The organism is Gordonia rhizosphera NBRC 16068, from assembly GCF_000298195.1.
Lineage (GTDB): Bacteria > Actinomycetota > Actinomycetes > Mycobacteriales > Mycobacteriaceae > Gordonia > Gordonia rhizosphera.
The window spans coordinates 46,554-62,390 of sequence record NZ_BAHC01000053.1; the positions used below are offsets into that span (position 1 = coordinate 46,554).

Annotated in this window: 10 protein-coding genes and 2 pseudogenes; 4 read left to right on the forward strand and 8 right to left on the reverse strand. The window is 66.8% G+C overall.

Features of this window, described 5'->3' with window-relative positions; all coding sequences use genetic code 11:
• Nucleotides 1-105: 105 nt before the first annotated feature.
• The gene (locus GORHZ_RS05545) at nucleotides 106-1,419 is read right to left on the reverse strand and encodes an MFS transporter (RefSeq protein WP_006331129.1); all 1,314 of its coding nucleotides are present in this window, start codon (nucleotides 1,417-1,419) and stop codon (nucleotides 106-108) included.
• A gap of 152 nt (nucleotides 1,420-1,571) precedes the next feature.
• Complete coding sequence (locus GORHZ_RS05550; RefSeq protein ID WP_006331131.1) at nucleotides 1,572-2,630, reverse strand: AraC family transcriptional regulator; 1,059 nt, start codon at nucleotides 2,628-2,630, stop codon at nucleotides 1,572-1,574.
• 125 nt (nucleotides 2,631-2,755) lie between these two features.
• Here GORHZ_RS05550 and GORHZ_RS05555 point away from each other — a divergent pair, with 125 nt between their 5' ends.
• On the forward strand, nucleotides 2,756-5,095 hold the full coding sequence (locus GORHZ_RS05555; protein WP_006331133.1) for an arylsulfatase: 2,340 nt from the start codon (nucleotides 2,756-2,758) through the stop codon (nucleotides 5,093-5,095).
• A gap of 549 nt (nucleotides 5,096-5,644) precedes the next feature.
• On the opposite strand, the gene GORHZ_RS05560 is transcribed toward GORHZ_RS05555, so the two are convergent.
• The 3 genes and pseudogenes from GORHZ_RS05560 to GORHZ_RS05570 all read right to left on the reverse strand — a co-directional run bounded on the left by GORHZ_RS05560 (nucleotide 5,645) and on the right by GORHZ_RS05570 (nucleotide 7,758).
• Nucleotides 5,645-6,790, reverse strand: coding sequence for an LLM class flavin-dependent oxidoreductase (locus GORHZ_RS05560; protein WP_006331135.1), 1,146 nt, complete (start codon nucleotides 6,788-6,790; stop codon nucleotides 5,645-5,647).
• 200 nt (nucleotides 6,791-6,990) lie between these two features.
• Nucleotides 6,991-7,257: pseudogene (locus tag GORHZ_RS05565) on the reverse strand (type II toxin-antitoxin system antitoxin MazE5); the annotation flags it as partial.
• Between the two features lie 60 nt (nucleotides 7,258-7,317).
• Nucleotides 7,318-7,758 (reverse strand): MarR family winged helix-turn-helix transcriptional regulator, encoded by a 441-nt coding sequence (locus GORHZ_RS05570; RefSeq protein WP_006331137.1) that lies wholly within the window; start codon nucleotides 7,756-7,758, stop codon nucleotides 7,318-7,320.
• A gap of 71 nt (nucleotides 7,759-7,829) precedes the next feature.
• Here GORHZ_RS05570 and GORHZ_RS05575 point away from each other — a divergent pair, with 71 nt between their 5' ends.
• Nucleotides 7,830-8,939 carry a nitroreductase/quinone reductase family protein gene (locus GORHZ_RS05575; protein ID WP_006331138.1) on the forward strand — a complete coding sequence of 370 codons (1,110 nt, stop codon included), beginning with the start codon at nucleotides 7,830-7,832 and terminating at the stop codon, nucleotides 8,937-8,939.
• An 89-nt stretch (nucleotides 8,940-9,028) separates the two neighbouring features.
• Here GORHZ_RS05575 and GORHZ_RS05580 read toward each other — a convergent pair whose 3' ends face one another.
• The gene (locus GORHZ_RS05580) at nucleotides 9,029-10,078 is read right to left on the reverse strand and encodes a beta-propeller fold lactonase family protein (RefSeq protein ID WP_157205082.1); all 1,050 of its coding nucleotides are present in this window, start codon (nucleotides 10,076-10,078) and stop codon (nucleotides 9,029-9,031) included.
• 368 nt (nucleotides 10,079-10,446) lie between these two features.
• Between GORHZ_RS05580 and GORHZ_RS05585 the strand changes: the two genes are divergently transcribed.
• Together GORHZ_RS05585 and GORHZ_RS31540 are read left to right on the forward strand one after the other, a co-directional pair.
• Nucleotides 10,447-11,955: an MFS transporter gene (locus GORHZ_RS05585; protein ID WP_006331141.1), complete on the forward strand. Its 1,509-nt coding sequence runs from the start codon at nucleotides 10,447-10,449 to the stop codon at nucleotides 11,953-11,955.
• Nucleotides 11,956-12,480: 525 nt separating this feature from the next.
• Nucleotides 12,481-12,692: pseudogene (locus GORHZ_RS31540) on the forward strand (cytochrome P450); the annotation flags it as partial.
• 3 nt (nucleotides 12,693-12,695) lie between these two features.
• On the opposite strand, the gene GORHZ_RS05590 reads toward GORHZ_RS31540, so the two are convergent.
• Nucleotides 12,696-15,152 carry a plasma-membrane proton-efflux P-type ATPase gene (locus GORHZ_RS05590; protein WP_006331142.1) on the reverse strand — a complete coding sequence of 819 codons (2,457 nt, stop codon included), beginning with the start codon at nucleotides 15,150-15,152 and terminating at the stop codon, nucleotides 12,696-12,698.
• A complete protein-coding gene (locus GORHZ_RS29405; protein ID WP_006331143.1) occupies nucleotides 15,131-15,820 on the reverse strand; it encodes a polyphosphate kinase 2 family protein in 690 nt (229 codons plus the stop codon). The genes GORHZ_RS05590 and GORHZ_RS29405 overlap by 22 nt, the downstream gene beginning before the upstream one ends.
• Nucleotides 15,821-15,837: the final 17 nt, after the last annotated feature.

The following is a 15,837-nucleotide window of genomic DNA, read 5'->3' on the forward strand; positions in this document are numbered from 1 at the left end:
AGACGTTGTCGCGGCGTAGCGGAAGCAGTGCCCGCGGGTGCGTTCGGCTCTTGGTGAAGACGAACCCACCCGGGTACTGCCGTTGGGGTCGGGGACGGCGGTGGGTCAGACCGCGGTCGTGTTGCCGAGTCGGCCGGCGTCGGTGGTGCGGTAGCGGCGGACCAGCGGCAGCAGGCACAGCAGGAGGGTGGCGGGGATGAGCGAGAATCCGAGCAGCAGACCCTCCAGTGCGGTGGAGGACTGGGTGACCGCGTGGGTGGAGGACACGAAGCCGGTCGCGGCGAGGATGAGGCTGTAGCAGAGGGGGCCGAGGGCGTGGGAACCGTTGTCGGCGGCAGTCCACAGTCCGGTGAAGGCGCCTGCCTGGTCTCGTCCGGTGCGCTGCGTGTCGGCGGCGATGGTGTCGGGCAGCATGGCGAACAGGGGGACCTGGGTGCCCATGGTGGCGATGCCGATCAGGGCGGCGACGATGATGGTGGGGAGCAGGCCGGACTTGACGGCGGGGTAGAAGGCGGCGCCCGCGATGGCCCATGCGCAGATCATCAGGGTGAACATGCGTGGCTTGCCGATCCGGCGGGTGTAACGGCCGATCAGCGGGGCCGACAGCGCGCTTCCGATGGTGATGACCAGGAACACGATGGCGGTTTTCGCCTGGCCACCCAGGTAGTAGGTGGCGACGTAGGGCAGGCCGGTGAGCGCCATGGTCTGGAAGATGACCATCAGCATGTAGGTGGTGACGAGGATGAAGAACGCCTTGTTGCCACGTGCGGTCCGGAAGGATTCACGCAGGCTGAGGCCTTCGCCGCCGGAGCCCGAGCCGGAGCGGACCCACCGCGTCGAGCGCACGGGCACGAGCATCGCACACAGGAGGCCGATGCCGACGACGATGGCCATGGTTCGGTACGAGGCCATGGTGCCGTGGCCGACGAGCTTGGGTGCGATGACGCCGCCGATCAGGAATCCGAGCGTGAAGAACATCGACCGCCAGGTCATGATCCGGGTCCGCTCGACGGGCGAACCGGTCATCTCGGCAGCGAGGGCGGTCTGGGGGACCTGGAACAGCAGATAGCCGGTGGACGCGAGCAGGAAGGCCACCAGGACCCACAGCGCTCCGGCGTTGCCGGTGACCGGCGAGGCGAAGGTCAGTACGAAGAACAGGGGCAGGGCCAGGGCGCCGATCCGCATCAGGCGCTGGCGTCCACCGGTGCGGGCGGCCTCGCGGTCGCTGAGTGCTCCGGCCCAGGGGCTGAGCAGGGTGTCCCACAGTTTCGGCAGCGCGACGATGAGACCGGCCAGGCCGGCGGCCACGCCGAGGGTGTTGGTCAGGTAGATGATCAACAGCAGGCCGGGTGCGGTCAGGAATGTGTTCGAGGCCAGGAAGCCGGTGGACCAGCCGAGCAATCGGGGTCGCGACAGCATGGATGTCTCTGTTCTCGGGGGTGATGTGGTGTGGGCTTCGGTCAGGGACATTGGGGGAGATCCTTCCGAGGGGACTGCCGCGGTCTCCGCGAATGCGGTGGCCGGGCTGTGAGGAGGGGAGAACGGATCTCAGTGTGCGAGCTGGGTCACAGTCAAAACTTGACTCGAGATGACTGGTTCTTGACATCAGAAGTCACTCTGCTGGGCGTCTCGGTGGTGACCCGCTTGCGGTAGTTGCGGGGACTGGTGCCGAACCAGCGCTGACATGCGCGGGTGAGTGTGCTCTGTTCGGAGTACCCGAGTTCGCGGGCGATGTAGGTGAAGCTCAGGTCGGTGTCGCGGAGGTAGCGTTCGGCGACATCACGTCGGACGTCGTCGACGAGGTCGGCGAAGGTCGTGCCGTGTGCCTCCAGGCGTCGTTGGAACGTCCGCGGATGCATCGCGAACTGCTTGGCGACCATGTCGAGGGTGGCCCCGGTCGGAAGCAGCCGGCTGACGAGCTCGGTCGCGCGAAACGTCAGGCCCGTCTCGCTCGGGGGCAGGACGGTGTCGAGGTAACGCCGAATCACCTCATTGGCGGCGCGATCACGGCTGAGCGGACGTTCGAGATCGCGGGCACGCAAGGTGAACCCCGCACGTGGTTGTTCGAACCGCGGACCGCCCCCGTAGTAGGCGAGGTAATCCTTGCGGGGCGCGAGCGCACGATGGGTGTGGTGCACCTGCAACGGCGAGTATTCCGGCCCCAGGAGGAATCGGAACACCTTCAGCGACATGCCCAGGGCGAGCTCTTGTGTCTGAGCGTGCGGCGGGAGCCGGTCGAGCAGGGGCCGGATCTCGTAGAACACCCTCTCGCCGCTTCCCGTCGGTTGCAGTGAGATCGCGAGCGCGGGTCCGTACGCGCTGACGTACTTCACCGCGATGTCGAACGCGTCGCTGACTTTCGGAGCCGTCCGCAGGGCCACCCCCAGTGGTCCGAGGATCTCGACGCCCTGTCGGCGTGCGGCCAGTTGTCGGCCGAAATCGATCGCCCCGGTCGCTTCCGCCGCGCTCTCGACCGCCTTGATGTGGCTCAGGTAGGGGATGAACACGTCGTGGTTGCCCGCGTCCTCGGGACGCAGGCCCGCGGCGCGGAGCAACACGTCGGGGTCTGCGCCGAGTTCGGCGACCTGCTCCCGATATCCGGTGAGCACCGAGCCGCGGATGACCGACATATAACCATCCTGCGAAGGCTGTCGTGTCAGGTCAAGTACCTGTCATCTGAAGTCGAGTTTGCCACCGGCATTGTCGCGCACGATCGATGTCATTCCAGAGCGACATCCCTGAAAGGACGGCCCCGATGGTCGACTCCAATTACCGCAGTACTCTTCCGATCACGCCGCCACGACCCCCTCAGGCGACGGTGATGGACGTGCGCCATGCCGAGACCCCTGCCCCGATCCAGCCGCTCCGTCCGCCGGCCGGTGCCCCGAACGTGGTGATGATCCTGCTCGACGACATGGGCTTCGGCGCGTCGTCGGCCTTCGGTGGTCCGTGCCGGATGCCGGTTGCCGAGCGACTTGCCGCGGATGGGCTGCGCTACACGCGCTTTCACACCACCGCGTTGTGCTCGCCGACCCGGGCGTCGTTGTTGACCGGGCGTAACCACCACAGCGCCGGCATGGGTGTGCTCACCGAGCTGGCCTCGGCGTTCCCCGGGTACACCTCGTCGCGGCCGGATTCGTGTGCCACCCTGCCGGAGATGCTGCGGCTCAACGGCTACAGCACCGGCTGTTTCGGCAAGTACCACCAGACGCCGACCTGGGAGATGAGCCGGTCGGGCCCGTTCGACCGGTGGCCGACCGGTGAGGGTTTCGAGAAGTTCTACGGCTTCATGGGTGGTGAGACCGACCAGTACTCGCCGACCCTGTTCGAGGGGACCACGCCCGTCGACACGCCGAGGCGCGACGGCTACCACCTCAGCGAGGACATCGCCGAGCGCGCGATCGCCGACATTCGTCAGCAGCAGACCCTGTCGCCGGACAAGCCGTTCTTCACCTATCTGTCCTTCGGCGCCGTGCACGCCCCTCACCATGCGCCGGCCTCCTACGTCGACGCGTACCGCGGCGACTTCGACCATGGGTGGGACGCCCAGCGTGAGCAGACCCTGGCGAAGCAGAAGGAACTCGGTATCCTGCCCGACGATGCCGACCTGAGCGCGCGCCCGGACGAGATCGGAGCGTGGGACGAGCAGCCCGAGAACGCACAGCGGCTCTACGCCCGCATGATGGAGGCCTACGCCGCGATGGCGACCCACACCGACGAGCAGGTCGGCAAGGTCGTCGACGCGCTCGACGAGATCGGTCAGCTCGACAACACCGTCATCCTCTACATCCTCGGCGACAACGGCGCGAGCGGTGAGGGCGGACCGCACGGCTGCCTCAACGAGTTCGCCACCTACAACCTCGAGCCGGCCTCGGTGGAGGAGATGCTCGAGCACATCGACGAGATCGGTGGTCCGAGCTTGTTCAACCACTACCCGGTGGGATGGGCGCACGCGATGAACACGCCGTACCAGTGGACCAAGCAGATCGCCTCGCACTGGGGCGGCACCCGCAACGGCATGATCGTGCACTGGCCCGCGGGCATCGAGAGTTCCGGGGAGAACCGGCACCAGTTCTCCCACGTCAACGATGTGGCGGCCACAATCCTCGAGGTGGCCGGTCTGCCCGAGCCGACGATGGTCAACGGGGTGGCCCAGAAGCCGCTCGAAGGTGTGTCCATGGTCTATTCGTTCGACGACGCCGAGGCACCCGAGCGGCACACCACCCAGTACTTCGAGCTGTTCGGCAACCGCGGCATCTACCACCAGGGCTGGTCGGCGTGCACGATGCACGACGTCCCGTGGGAGCTCAACGGTGACTCCATTGCCTTCGCCGACGACGAGTGGGAGCTCTACGCACCCGGCGACCACAGCCAGTCCCGCAACCTGGCGGCGGCAGAACCCGAGCGGCTTCAGCAGCTCAAGAATCTCTTCCTCATCGAAGGGGCCAAGTACAACGTGTTCCCGCTCGATGACCGCAAGGTCGCCCGGCTGCACGCCCCCTCGGTGGGCCGCCCGCAGGTGATGGACGGGCGGACCACGCTGACGCTGTACCCCGGGATGTCGCACATGAACGAGAACGTCGTTCCCGACACCAAGAACTGCTCGTGGCGGGTGAGTGTCGAGGTCGAGGTGGGTGCGGCCGATGCGGGTGCCCTGGTCACGCAAGGGAGCCGGTTCGGCGGTTGGGCGCTCTACCTGCGCGACGGTGTCCCCGCGTTCCACTACAGCTGGATCGACGTCGAGCACTACGAGATCGTGGCGACCGACCGGCTGGCCCCGGGTCGCCACACGGTCGGCTACGACTTCAGCTACGACGGTGGGGGCGTCGGCAAGGGCGGCATGGGCAGGCTCTTCGTCGACGACGTGTGTGTCGGTGAGACGGTGCTCGCGCACACCGTGCCGTTCATCTACCACACCACCGACGGACTCGACGTGGGTGCGGACAACGGCACGCCGATCTCACGCAGCTACGGCACCCCCGACGGTCGTTTCGCCGGCACCATCCACCGCGTGGTGCTCGAGACCGACACCGACAAGGGCGACGAGCCCGGCGCGGCCGAGGCCCGGCTGCGCGCCCAGCTCGCGACCCAGTGAGCTGAATCCCTCCGGAGGGCCGGGTGGTACGACCGTACCGCCCGGCCCTGCGGGTGTCTGATCGGCGAACGACGGTCCGACGGCGTCGCCAGCGCACCGGAAACCGGTGTTGCCCGTGGAACTGCCGGGCGTTGGCCGTCCGCGCGGCAACGCGATACCGATTTCAGGAGGAATCGTGGCAGAGGTGGGAGCGGCCGCGGATCACCCGCGCCGGACTCTGTGAGGGGCCCAGTGGGATTTACGCAGCAATCCGCGGAGTGCTTGACGCCCCACCGACCCGCGTACCACTCCCAGACGTTGCCGGCCACGTGAAACGACCGAATCCGTTGGGGCCGAGGGCATCCACCGGGTAGGTGGCCGCGGCTCGACGGTTGCTGGGCCCTCCGGAGCGGCTCAGTTTGCGCCTGCGACGCCGCACCACCTCGGCGCATGTTCCGGAGAGGTGCGCCGACGTGCGCGTCGTTGGGTCGATGCGACCGTCGGAGTGCTGGCCTCGGCCAGTTCGTCGACCACCCCGATATCCCGGCCGCTCTCCGGCTCCAGTGGCATTCACAGTCGGTTGAGTTTGCGCGTGATCTTGTTGAAATGCTGCAGTGAGGTCACGCCTCTGCGCAGGCTGGGCTGCATCGGACTTATGTTGGACAGCACCATGTAGCGGACTCCGCAGTCGCGCCACTGCACGGCTTGCTCGACGACCTCATCGGGTGTTCCGTTGAGGAAGATTTCATGCAGCAGTGTCACAGGGACCTGCGCCACATGCGCCAAGGCCGTTTGCTCGTCCATGGTGTGCGGCAGAATATCCTGAGCGCCTGTGAAGCCGGCCCCGAGTGGATGCTGCGCACCGTGGCGTGCGAATACCTCGTCAGACGCGATCAGCGCCATGGACTTAATAGCTTCGGAGCTCAGTGCCTCGTCGACGTCGTCTCTGCTGCGACCGGTGACGACCATCAGCCAGACGGCCGGAGTGATCGACATGGGGTCGCGCCCGGCATCGGAGGCTGCGGTACGAACAGCGTCGAGACGCCGCTCGTAGTCCACTGGGCGTTGTGGGAACGCTGGAAAGTAGGCGTCGCCATAACGTCCTGCGGCGCGCAGCATGCGGGGCCCGTGGGCGCCGATCCAAATCTCCGGCCATTTGCCTCGGTAGGGCGGCAGGTCGAAGACCGCATCGCGCAATGGGAAGAAGGGCGAGTCCCGGTTGACGAGTTCACCACCGGAATCCCACAGGGCGCGGATGGTGACCATGGCCTCCTCGAACCGCGCGACCGGCTTGGACCAGTCGACCCCGTAGGGCTCATTGCCTTCGCGTTCGCCGCTACCAATGCCTAGAATCGCGCGCCCGCGGGTGAGCAGGTGCAGTGTGGCGGCGGCCTGCGCGGTGACTGCCGGGTTTCGTCGACCGGCATCGGTGACACCAACGCCGAGGCGCAGGCGTCCTAATCGGTTGCGCGCGGCGAGGTGTCCGAGCATCGTCCACGGCTCCATCACCGCGCCCATCTTTGGCGTCAACATCGTTGCACCGCAATACTTCTGCGTAGTCAACGACCGCGGGTACAACTGATTGAGATGGTCGGGAACCCAGAACGAGTCGATGCGGTTGGCGAGCGCACCGAGATACTCGGATCGGACATACCACTCGGGCGTGGGACGACCCGCAATAAGTGGGTCCATGACGCCCACCCGGAACCGCCCCATCGTCAACCCCTTGGTGCACTTGCTTTTGTCCAGTATCTACGCGCCGACACAGGGCTCGATTGATAATCGACAACTTGGTGTCACCTTCGGCGCGAGGTCTCCATCGGTGACCGGCCAAATCACGAAGGATTAAGGACGCGATGCAGCCAAGCGTCAACCAAGCTCGCACCACCTGACTTCCCCGCGTCGAGGCAGGTCGCTCACGAGGCGGCTGCAGCTGCAGCTCGACGGAAGGACGCAAGATCTCCCCACTCGTCGGCTTCGTCGAGCGGATGCTCGTCGTAGACCGCATAACTCGCGTCCACCTCGGAGGCGTGGTCACGCGAGAGCAGTGCCCGGAGAGCCTCGTCAACGAGCGCGGCGTCGGTGATCCCGGATCGAGTGCGACGGGCGTCGGCCAACAACTCCGCATCGACCGTGGTGCTCAAACGTATGCGGGTCATGCCATCACAATGCCACGGTATTGGGGGCGTTCCTCAGCAGGATCCATTCCAGCAGGTTTGCGGCCACCAGCAGGGCAAGAGGCGCTACCGGTCGGCCGTCAGCACCACGCCCAGCAGGCGCCGCAGTTCGGCGTGGCCCTCGGCGCCGAGCAGGTCGTCGAGGTGGTCCTCGATACCTTCGATGGTCGCGCGCCCGGCCGTGACGCAGTCTTGCCCGCGCGGGGTCAGCACGATCAGCTTCGCGCGCCGGTCGGTGGGATCGGGGCGTCGCTCGACGTACCCCAACTCCTCGAGCTCGTCCACGAGTTCGCCCATCGCCTGCGGGGTCATGCCCGCGCCCCGTGCGAGAGTGCTGAGCCGGCTGCCCTCGGGACTGATTTGTGCGAAGACCGCCGAGTGCGACGGCTTCTGCGGAAAGCCGGCGCCGACCACACCGTCGACAATGCGGAACCCGAGCAGGCTGTAAGCCTGCCCGAGCAGGGTCACGGTATTTGCCCTGCTCAGCGGGCCGGGGTATTGCGCCATTGGATTCCTTCAGGGTAACCTGATTATCAGGTTACCTTATATATTTCATCCTCACGACTAGGAGGCGCGCCATGGTCAGCGTCGCCGAAACCACGCACGACACGCACCCTCGCACCGAGCAGATGGCGGTCATCCACCGCATCTTCCGCACGGCCTTCCCCGAGATCGCCGACCTGGTCCGGCGCACGCCGCCGACGTCCCCGCGACGGGCCGAGGTCGTGGCCGGTTATCTCGACTTCCAGCTCAACGGGCTCCACGCCCACCACACCACCGAGGACCGCAACATCTGGCCCCGGCTCCTCGAGCGTGCCGCACCCACGGCCGACGTCATCGAGCGGATGGAACGCCAGCACGAGGCTGCCTCCGAGGCCTCGGATCGAGTGCGTGAGCTCGCAGCGCGGTGGCGTGTCACCCCGACCAACGGCGCAGAGTTGGCCGCCGCGATCGACCAACTGACGGCCATTCTCGTGGAACACCTCGACGACGAGGAGGCACACGTGGTGCCGCTGATCCGCGAGCACATCACCGTCGAGGAGTGGGAGAAGTTCGGCGAGGACGCGTTCGCGAAGTTCACCAACGCCCAGAAGCTCATCGCGACCGGCATCATGGTGGAGGTCGCGACGCCCGAGGAGGCGTCGTGGTTCCTCGATCCGCTCCCGCTCCCGATACGCATCATGTGGCGGCTCCAGGGGCGGCGTAAGTACGCCGCCTACATCCGGCGCGTGCGCGGGGCGCGCGACCATGGACTGCTCTTGCGGCGCCTCGGACCGAGCGTCAACCGGCTGGGGACTTCGCTCTACCGCCGGTCCCACGGGCGGGTGGGTGGAACGGCGAAAGGGTGTCCCGTGATGTTGGTGACGGTGCCCGGGCGCCGGACCGGGACGCCGCACACCACACCCGTCGCCTACTTCGACTACGACGGCACGTACCTCGTCTCCGGGACCGCCGGTGGCAGCGTGGCCGAGCCGCAGTGGTTCCGCAACCTGCGCGCGACCGGCACGGCGCACGTGGAGATCGCCGACCGGGAGCAGGACGTCAAGGTCGACGTCTTGCCCAGGGTGGACCGGGACCGCATCTGGCGCGACGTGATCCTCCCCAAGGCGCCTTCCTTCGTCAAGTACGAGCAGAAGGCGGGAAGAATCATCCCTGTCGCCGTATTGACGCCGGCAGGCGACTCCTGAGTATCTGTCCCGCACGCTGGTTCTGTGCTGATGCCTGAGGAGCACGATCGGGCCGACCTGATCACCACTGTGAGAAGCCGATCCAACTCCTACTGATGTTCGATCACCGACACCGTTCCGTCGTCGCGATTGGTGACGTAGACGGCGTGGGTGCTCGGGTCCACCGCCACCCCCTGCGGATTCTTGCCGACGGGCACGGTGGCGGTGACGGTGTGCGTCACCCCGTCGATCACCGAGACCGAGTTGTCGTAGGCCCGGGTGACGTAGGCGGTGTGCGTGCTCGGGTCCACCGCCACCCCCCGCAGGTCCTTGCCGACGGGCACGATGGCGATTTGGCCGTACGTCGAGCCGTCGATCATCGAGACCGTGTTGTCGTTGCGGTTGGTGACGTAGACGGTGTGGGTGTCCGAGTCGACCGCCACCGAGTTCGGGCCGTTGCCCACAGGGACGTTGGTGACGACGGCCTGATGCGCTCCGTTGATTACCCACACCATGTTGTTGCCGCTGGTCACGTTGCCGCCGCTGACCAACTCGGTGGTCACGTAGACGGTGTTTAGGCCCGGGTCCACCGCCACCCCCGACTCGGCGTCGCCGACGCGCACAGTGGCGGTCACCGTGTGCGTCGCCCCGTCGATCACCGACACCGTGTCGTCGTTGCGGTTGGTGACGTAGACGGTGTGGGTGCTCGGGTTCACCGCCAGATCGACTGGGAACTGGCCGACGGGCACGGTGGTGGTGACGGTGTGTCTCGTCCCGTCGATCACCGACACCGTGTTGTCGAACAACTGGGCGACGTAGAGGGTGTGGGTGCCCGGGTCCACCGCCACCGCGAACGGGTTCTCGCCGACGGGCACGGTGGTGGTGACGGTGTGCGTCGCCCCGTCGATCACCGACACGGTGTTGTCGGATCTGTCGGTGACATAGAGGGTATGGGTGCCGGGGTCCACCGTCACCCCGAATGGGTTCTTGCCGACGGGCACGGTGGCGGTTACCCGGTACGGACCTTGCTCGGTGGCACCTGGCTCGCCCGTCGACGGCGCCGCGGGAGAGGAACTCGCTGTCGTCGCCGAACTTCCGGACGGACCCTCGCATCCAGACAGGGACACGGCCACCATGACGGCGCCGATGACTGCGAGCACGCGAGTGAACACCGGCCTCGCCACCAGCCGCCGGCGTTTTCCCCACCTCACGATTCCCCTCCGGTCCAGTTGCGGTCCTGCACGAGGTACAGCATCGTCGTCAACTGGGAAGCCTGCAGCAGTTCGTCGGGATTGACGGCGGCGTCCTTCTCGCGCGTTCGCTGTTCGCGGTGGCTCCAGCAGTTCGGCGACGCCGGTCAGATAGTCGGTGCGCTACGTCCCGCCCGACGCCGGAGGCGAGTTCGGTGTGCACGCCTGCGAGGCACTTGTGCGCCCGATTGGCCAGTGTCCGAGCGGTTTTCGGCTGGGATGTGAGAACATGTGCCATGCCTGATGGCACCACAGCCGGGGATCAAGTCCGTCCACCGATGACGGCGAGGCTGGTTCTCGCCACACTGGGCCTCGCGATTGCCTTCGCGATCCCGGGCATCGACCCGCGGCTGCTGACGCTGAATCTCGGTGCTGTAGGCGAGGCGCTCGATGTGCCGCCCGGCCAACTCGGTTTCCTGGCCAGCGCGGCGTCGCTGGTGGTGGCGGCTGCAGTGTTGGCGGTGGGAAACCTCGGCGACATCTACGGACTCAAACGCCTACTGGTCTACGGGCTGGTGGCGCATATCGGTGTCGAGTTGCTGGGCGGGCTCTCGCCGGGCTACGCGTTTCTACTGGTGACGCGCATGGCGGACGGGGTCGCGTTGACCGCGATGGCGGGGCTGTCGTTGGCGTTGCTGACCGTGTCGGTCCCGTCGACGATCCGGCCGGTGGCCATAGGCATCGTCATGGCCACCGACGCCGTCCTCTATGGGCTCAGCCCTCTGGTCGGCGGGTGGGCGGTGGGGATCGTGGGCTGGCGAGCTTTGTTCGTCGTCACCCCGGTGCTGGCGCTGGTCGCGTTGCTGCTGATCGTCCGGTACGTCGCCGAGCCGCCGCGTCAGCGCGCCCGTGCGCTCGACGTCGTCGGAGTGGGTCTGTTCGGGGTGGCGCTGCTGGGCCTCATCTATGGGCTCAGCGCAGCCCAGAACGGGATCACCGCAGCGCAGGCATGGGCTCCGCTCCTCGGGTCGGCGTTGGCGATGGCGGTGTTCGTCCGCCACGAGCGACGCGCACCGTACCCGGCCTTGGAGTTGGCGCTCTTTGCCCGGCCCGCCTTCGTGGTGGCGCTGCTGGCGGTGTTGACGGTCGGCTTCTTGTGCGGAGGGTTCAGTGTCGTGCTCGGCCAGTTCGGCGGTCTCGTCCTGGGGCTGTCGGCAAAGACCATCGGGTTGGTCTATCTGCCGGGGACCGTGCTACTGGCCACGGTCAGCATCCTGGCCGGGCACCTCGTCGCGAAGTACACCGCCCGTCCGGTCCTGATCAGCGGGCTGGTCGTGCTCGCCGCGAGCGGGCTGGTTCTCTCGATCATCGCCACACCCACCCTGGCGCTGTGGGTGCTGGTGCTGACCACCTTCTTGCTCAACCTCGGTGCCGACCTGGTCTCCACGCCGGCGTCGGACACCACCCTGTCCTACGCCGCACCCGACAAGGCCGGGTCGGTGGCGGCCATGCGCTCGACGTTCGGGACGGCCGGCTACGCGCTGGGCCCGACGGTCTACATCCTGGTGTTCAACGTGTTCTTCCAGCAGCAATGGATGGCCGACGCGCAGTCGCGCGGGATGTCGGCCGAAGAGGCCGGACGCGCCGTGGATTCGGTGGGGAGTTCGCTGGCGCACAGCCCGGGTGCGTCCATATTCGACCCCAATCTGGTGCAGCAGGCCTCGGGACTCGCGCTGGACTGGGACTTCACCAATGCGATCCGCCTGACGATGCTGGCTGTCACCGTCGTACCTGTGGCCGTGGCGATCCTGGCGTACTTTCTCGTTCCACGGCGCGAGCGTGACTGACACGAGGGACCGGCCCGCCGAGGGTGCGGCGCCGGTGTCGGTGCTCTCGCATGGGTCCGAGGGATATCGACGAGACTCGTGGTGAGCGCCTTTGCGATGAGTCACGCACCACCGCGCCGCGTCAAACCTTGGCAGCACGGAGTCGATACAGGCAACGGATGTTCTGGTGGCAGCACAACAGCGCGCGCATACGCGTCCATCAGCGCGGTCCGGGTACCTCGACCTCGACGAGCGCACCATCAGCCAGATGTCGCTGATGGCCGACTCAAGGCATATCGAGACGGGCACAAGGTTATTCGACTCGACCTAACGAGGTCGACGCCGCTTCCACCGTCCGGGCCACGGTCAACGCCATTGCCACATCCCGCATCCGCCCCGCCGGCCCGAGCATCTTCGCCAACCCCAGGATGCCGGCTTGTGCCCACACCGCAGCCACATGCCCATGCGGCAGCGACCGCTCGATGGTCACCGAGGTGCCTGCCTGCCCGGCCGGCCGGCACCAGCGTGGCGCCTTTCAATGTCGCCTCGTTCGGAGGTGGCAACCACTTCTGTCCGGGTGCACCGCTCGCCCGGGCTGAAGGCCGGATCTCGCTCAACCGGATCCTCGACCGGATGGTCGAATCCGAATTTCTGAGAATGCACACGGCCGGGATGATGCACGGCGCTACACCTACGAACCCAGCTGGCAGACGCAGGGGTTGACCGAACTGCACCGTGAGTTCACGTCGTCCCGTTGAGCGTCAGCCAGCCGTAGGTTTTCGCGTCGGCATGGGTCCGCTCGAGCGATCAAAGCGACCGGGGTGCCGGTCGAGCCACCAATTGGTGCCCAGCTTCACCCGGTCCTCGACCAGGAACCAGAACAGCGCGTAGGCCCACACCACGCCGGCCCAACCCCAGCCCAACGGGGTCATGAGCGCCCCGTAGACGGCGATGAATGTCGCCACAATTTGGGTGCCGATGACCGCGGTGAGCAGTATCGGCGCGGGCCAGGGCCGTGACCAGAACGGACCGCGGGTGCGTGTGACGAAGATGGTGAAGTGCCCGGAGACGGACAGCTTGAGATACATCAGGGTGCGGATCGTGTCTTGGTCGAGGTCGAACACCTTCTCGGCGAGCGCGAACAGCAGAAAGGTCTCGGCCACACCCATCAGGCCCAGCGCGCTGGCCAGCGTGAGCACGCCGCGCATATCCCACGCTGCGGGTTTGGCTGAGCCGCGGACGTTGTCGTAGGCGATGGCCAGGATGGCGCCGTCGTTGAGCACGGCCAGAAACACAATCATCACGGTGGTGACCGGGAAGAAGTTCACCGCCACGATCGCCAGGGTGATCAGCAACAGCACCCGGATGGTCTCGGCGATACGGTAGGTGGCGTAGTTGGTCATCCGCGCAAAAATTTCGCGAGCCTGCCGGATCGCCGCCACGATCACCGACAACCCGGGAGCCAGCAGCACGACGTCGGCGGCGGCACGGGCGGCATCGGTGGCGCCGGCGACGGCGATGCCGGCATCGGCTTGCTTGAGCGCGGGAGCATCGTTGACCCCATCGCCGGTCATCCCGACGATGTGGCCCCGTGACTGCAGCAGCCGCACGATGCGATATTTGTGTTCGGGAAACACCTGCGCGAACCCGTCGGCCTCCTCCACCCCAGCGCCCAATTCGCCATCCGTGCCAGGGGTCTCGAGGGCGCTGGCGTCGAGGATGTGGTCGCCCAGGCCGACCTCACGCGCGATCTCGGCGCCGATGGCGATCTGGTCGCCGGTCACCATCTTCACATCAATGCCCTCATCCCGTGCAGCCCCAACGGTGGCGGCTGAGTCGTCGCGGGGCGGGTCGGCCAACGCGAGCACCCCCAGCAGTCGCCACGGCCCATCGGCATCCGCACGAGCCACCCCCAACGATCGGTAGCCGTGGCCGGCGAATCGCTCGACCGCAGCGGCGACCTCGCTCGCCGAACCATCCTGGTCGCACAGGGCGGCAATGACCTGCGGAGCGCCCTTGCTGACCCGAAAACGCTGTCCGTCGGAAGCGCGGAGTGCCGCTGAGGCGCGTTTGACCACCGGATCGAACGGGTCGAAGCGCTCCACCTGCACCTGCGGAACCTGGTCGGCGACGGCCAGGATGGCCAGATCGATGGGGTCGCGGTCCTCGGCGCGCGAGGCGAGTGCCGCCGCCGCGAACAGCTGGTGATCCTTGACGCCCGATGCATTCCAGTGGGCAGCCAGCGCGAGCCGGTTCTGGGTGAGGGTGCCGGTCTTGTCCGAGCACAACACGTCGATCCCGCCGAGTTCTTCGACTGCGGGCAGATGACTGACCACCGCCTGCTGGCGGGCCAGCTTGCGCGCCCCGACCGCCATCGTCACCGACAACACCGCCGGCAACGCCACCGGAACCGAGGCGATCGTGACCACCAGCGCGAACTCGAGTGTCTGCAATACCGGGTTCCCCCGAATCAACGAGACCACCACGGTCAGCGTCACCAGCGCCACCGCAATGCCGATGAGGTAGTTGCCGATCCGCAGCACCGCCCGCTGGAAATGGCTGACCGTGCCCGCGGACTCGACCAGTGCGGTGGTCTTTCCCATGTACGAGGAGGCCCCGGTGGCGTATACGACCCCGTTCCCCTCACCGCGCACCAGCACCGACCCTGAGTACAGCGCATCTCCGACACCGCGGGTCACCGCCAGGGATTCCCCCGTCAGTGCGGACTGGTCGACCTCCAGGGACACGTCGTCGAGCACCCTCAGGTCCGCGGGAACCACATCGCCCAAGCGAACCCGCACCACGTCACCGGGCACCAGCTCGCGGGTCGCGACGACCCCCCAGGCCCCGTCCCGCAACACGCGCGCCGACGCCGCCAGACGCTGCTTCAGCGCAGCGATCGCATTGGCTGCCTGATGTTCCTCGACGAACGCCACCACGCCATTCATCGCCAACAACACCGCGATGATCACCGCGTCGGTCCAATGCCTCACCAGAAGCGACAGCACCAGCGCGGCCTCGATCATCCACGGGATCGGCCCCCAGAAATAGCCCAGGAACACCAGCACCGGGTTGCGGCGCTTCTCGATGATCTCGTTGGGTCCGCACCGCTGCAACCGTGATTGCGCCTGCACCGAGGTCAGCCCCTGAGGGGAACTGTCCAATTCGGTCAACGCCGCGGACAGAGGGATCGCCGTCAAATCGACTGCTTCGGCCATCGGCCGTTCTCCTCCCTATGAGGCCTGCCCATGAGGCCGTATCCATGGATGGGACGGCCAAGGCGGGAAGGCATGCCGTCGTTGGCGCGCCGCGTTTTACTGTGGCGTCGGCCCGTTCCCGCCGAGCATCTCCTCCTGCGCTTCCGCCAACTCGACTTTGGCAGCGGCGTCGACCCGCGGGTATTGCGGGTTGAGGGCCCGCGCGTCTCCAGCAGCACAGCCGAGGTCGACAGGTGGCCGAGCGCCTGCTCATCCTTGGAGACGTTTGGGAACAGCTTGACGACGACAGTGCCGTTGTCGGTGAAGTAGCGCTCCCAATCGTTGATGTCGCGATACCGCCGGTGCCAGATGCTTTCCGCGTCGAGCGCTGCGGTGCGGGGCCACAGTGTCTCCGGGTGCACGCGGGTGATCAACACGTTCTCGTAGTGCGACCGGTTGAACACCGCGATGCGCCCCAGTTCCGGCAGCGCTCTCTGGTGGCGCAAGAGGTAGTCATGGGCCCGCTCGGCCGCCGCTCGCGACTTGAAGCTGGAAACGTCGACACCCTCGGGATTGAGACGGCTCATGACGTGCTTGATCGTACTGTCCTTGCCCGCTTCGATGGCCTGAAGAACAATCACCGGCGCGCGGTCGGCATGGGCCAGGAACCGGTCCTGCAACTCCAGCACTCATCGCCTCGCGGTTC

Excerpts from the sequence above, each read along its gene's own strand:
- GORHZ_RS05590 (WP_006331142.1), bottom strand. The coding sequence starts at position 15,152 with ATGGCCGAAGCAGTCGATTTGACGGCGATCCCTCTGTCCGCGGCGTTG.
- GORHZ_RS05585 (WP_006331141.1), top strand. The coding sequence starts at position 10,447 with ATGACGGCGAGGCTGGTTCTCGCCACACTGGGCCTCGCGATTGCCTTC.
- GORHZ_RS05570 (WP_006331137.1), bottom strand. The coding sequence starts at position 7,758 with ATGGCGCAATACCCCGGCCCGCTGAGCAGGGCAAATACCGTGACCCTG.
- GORHZ_RS05550 (WP_006331131.1), bottom strand. The coding sequence starts at position 2,630 with ATGTCGGTCATCCGCGGCTCGGTGCTCACCGGATATCGGGAGCAGGTC.
- GORHZ_RS05545 (WP_006331129.1), bottom strand. The coding sequence starts at position 1,419 with ATGCTGTCGCGACCCCGATTGCTCGGCTGGTCCACCGGCTTCCTGGCC.
- GORHZ_RS05555 (WP_006331133.1), top strand. The coding sequence starts at position 2,756 with ATGGTCGACTCCAATTACCGCAGTACTCTTCCGATCACGCCGCCACGA.
- GORHZ_RS05575 (WP_006331138.1), top strand. The coding sequence starts at position 7,830 with ATGGTCAGCGTCGCCGAAACCACGCACGACACGCACCCTCGCACCGAG.
- GORHZ_RS05560 (WP_006331135.1), bottom strand. The coding sequence starts at position 6,790 with ATGGGGCGGTTCCGGGTGGGCGTCATGGACCCACTTATTGCGGGTCGT.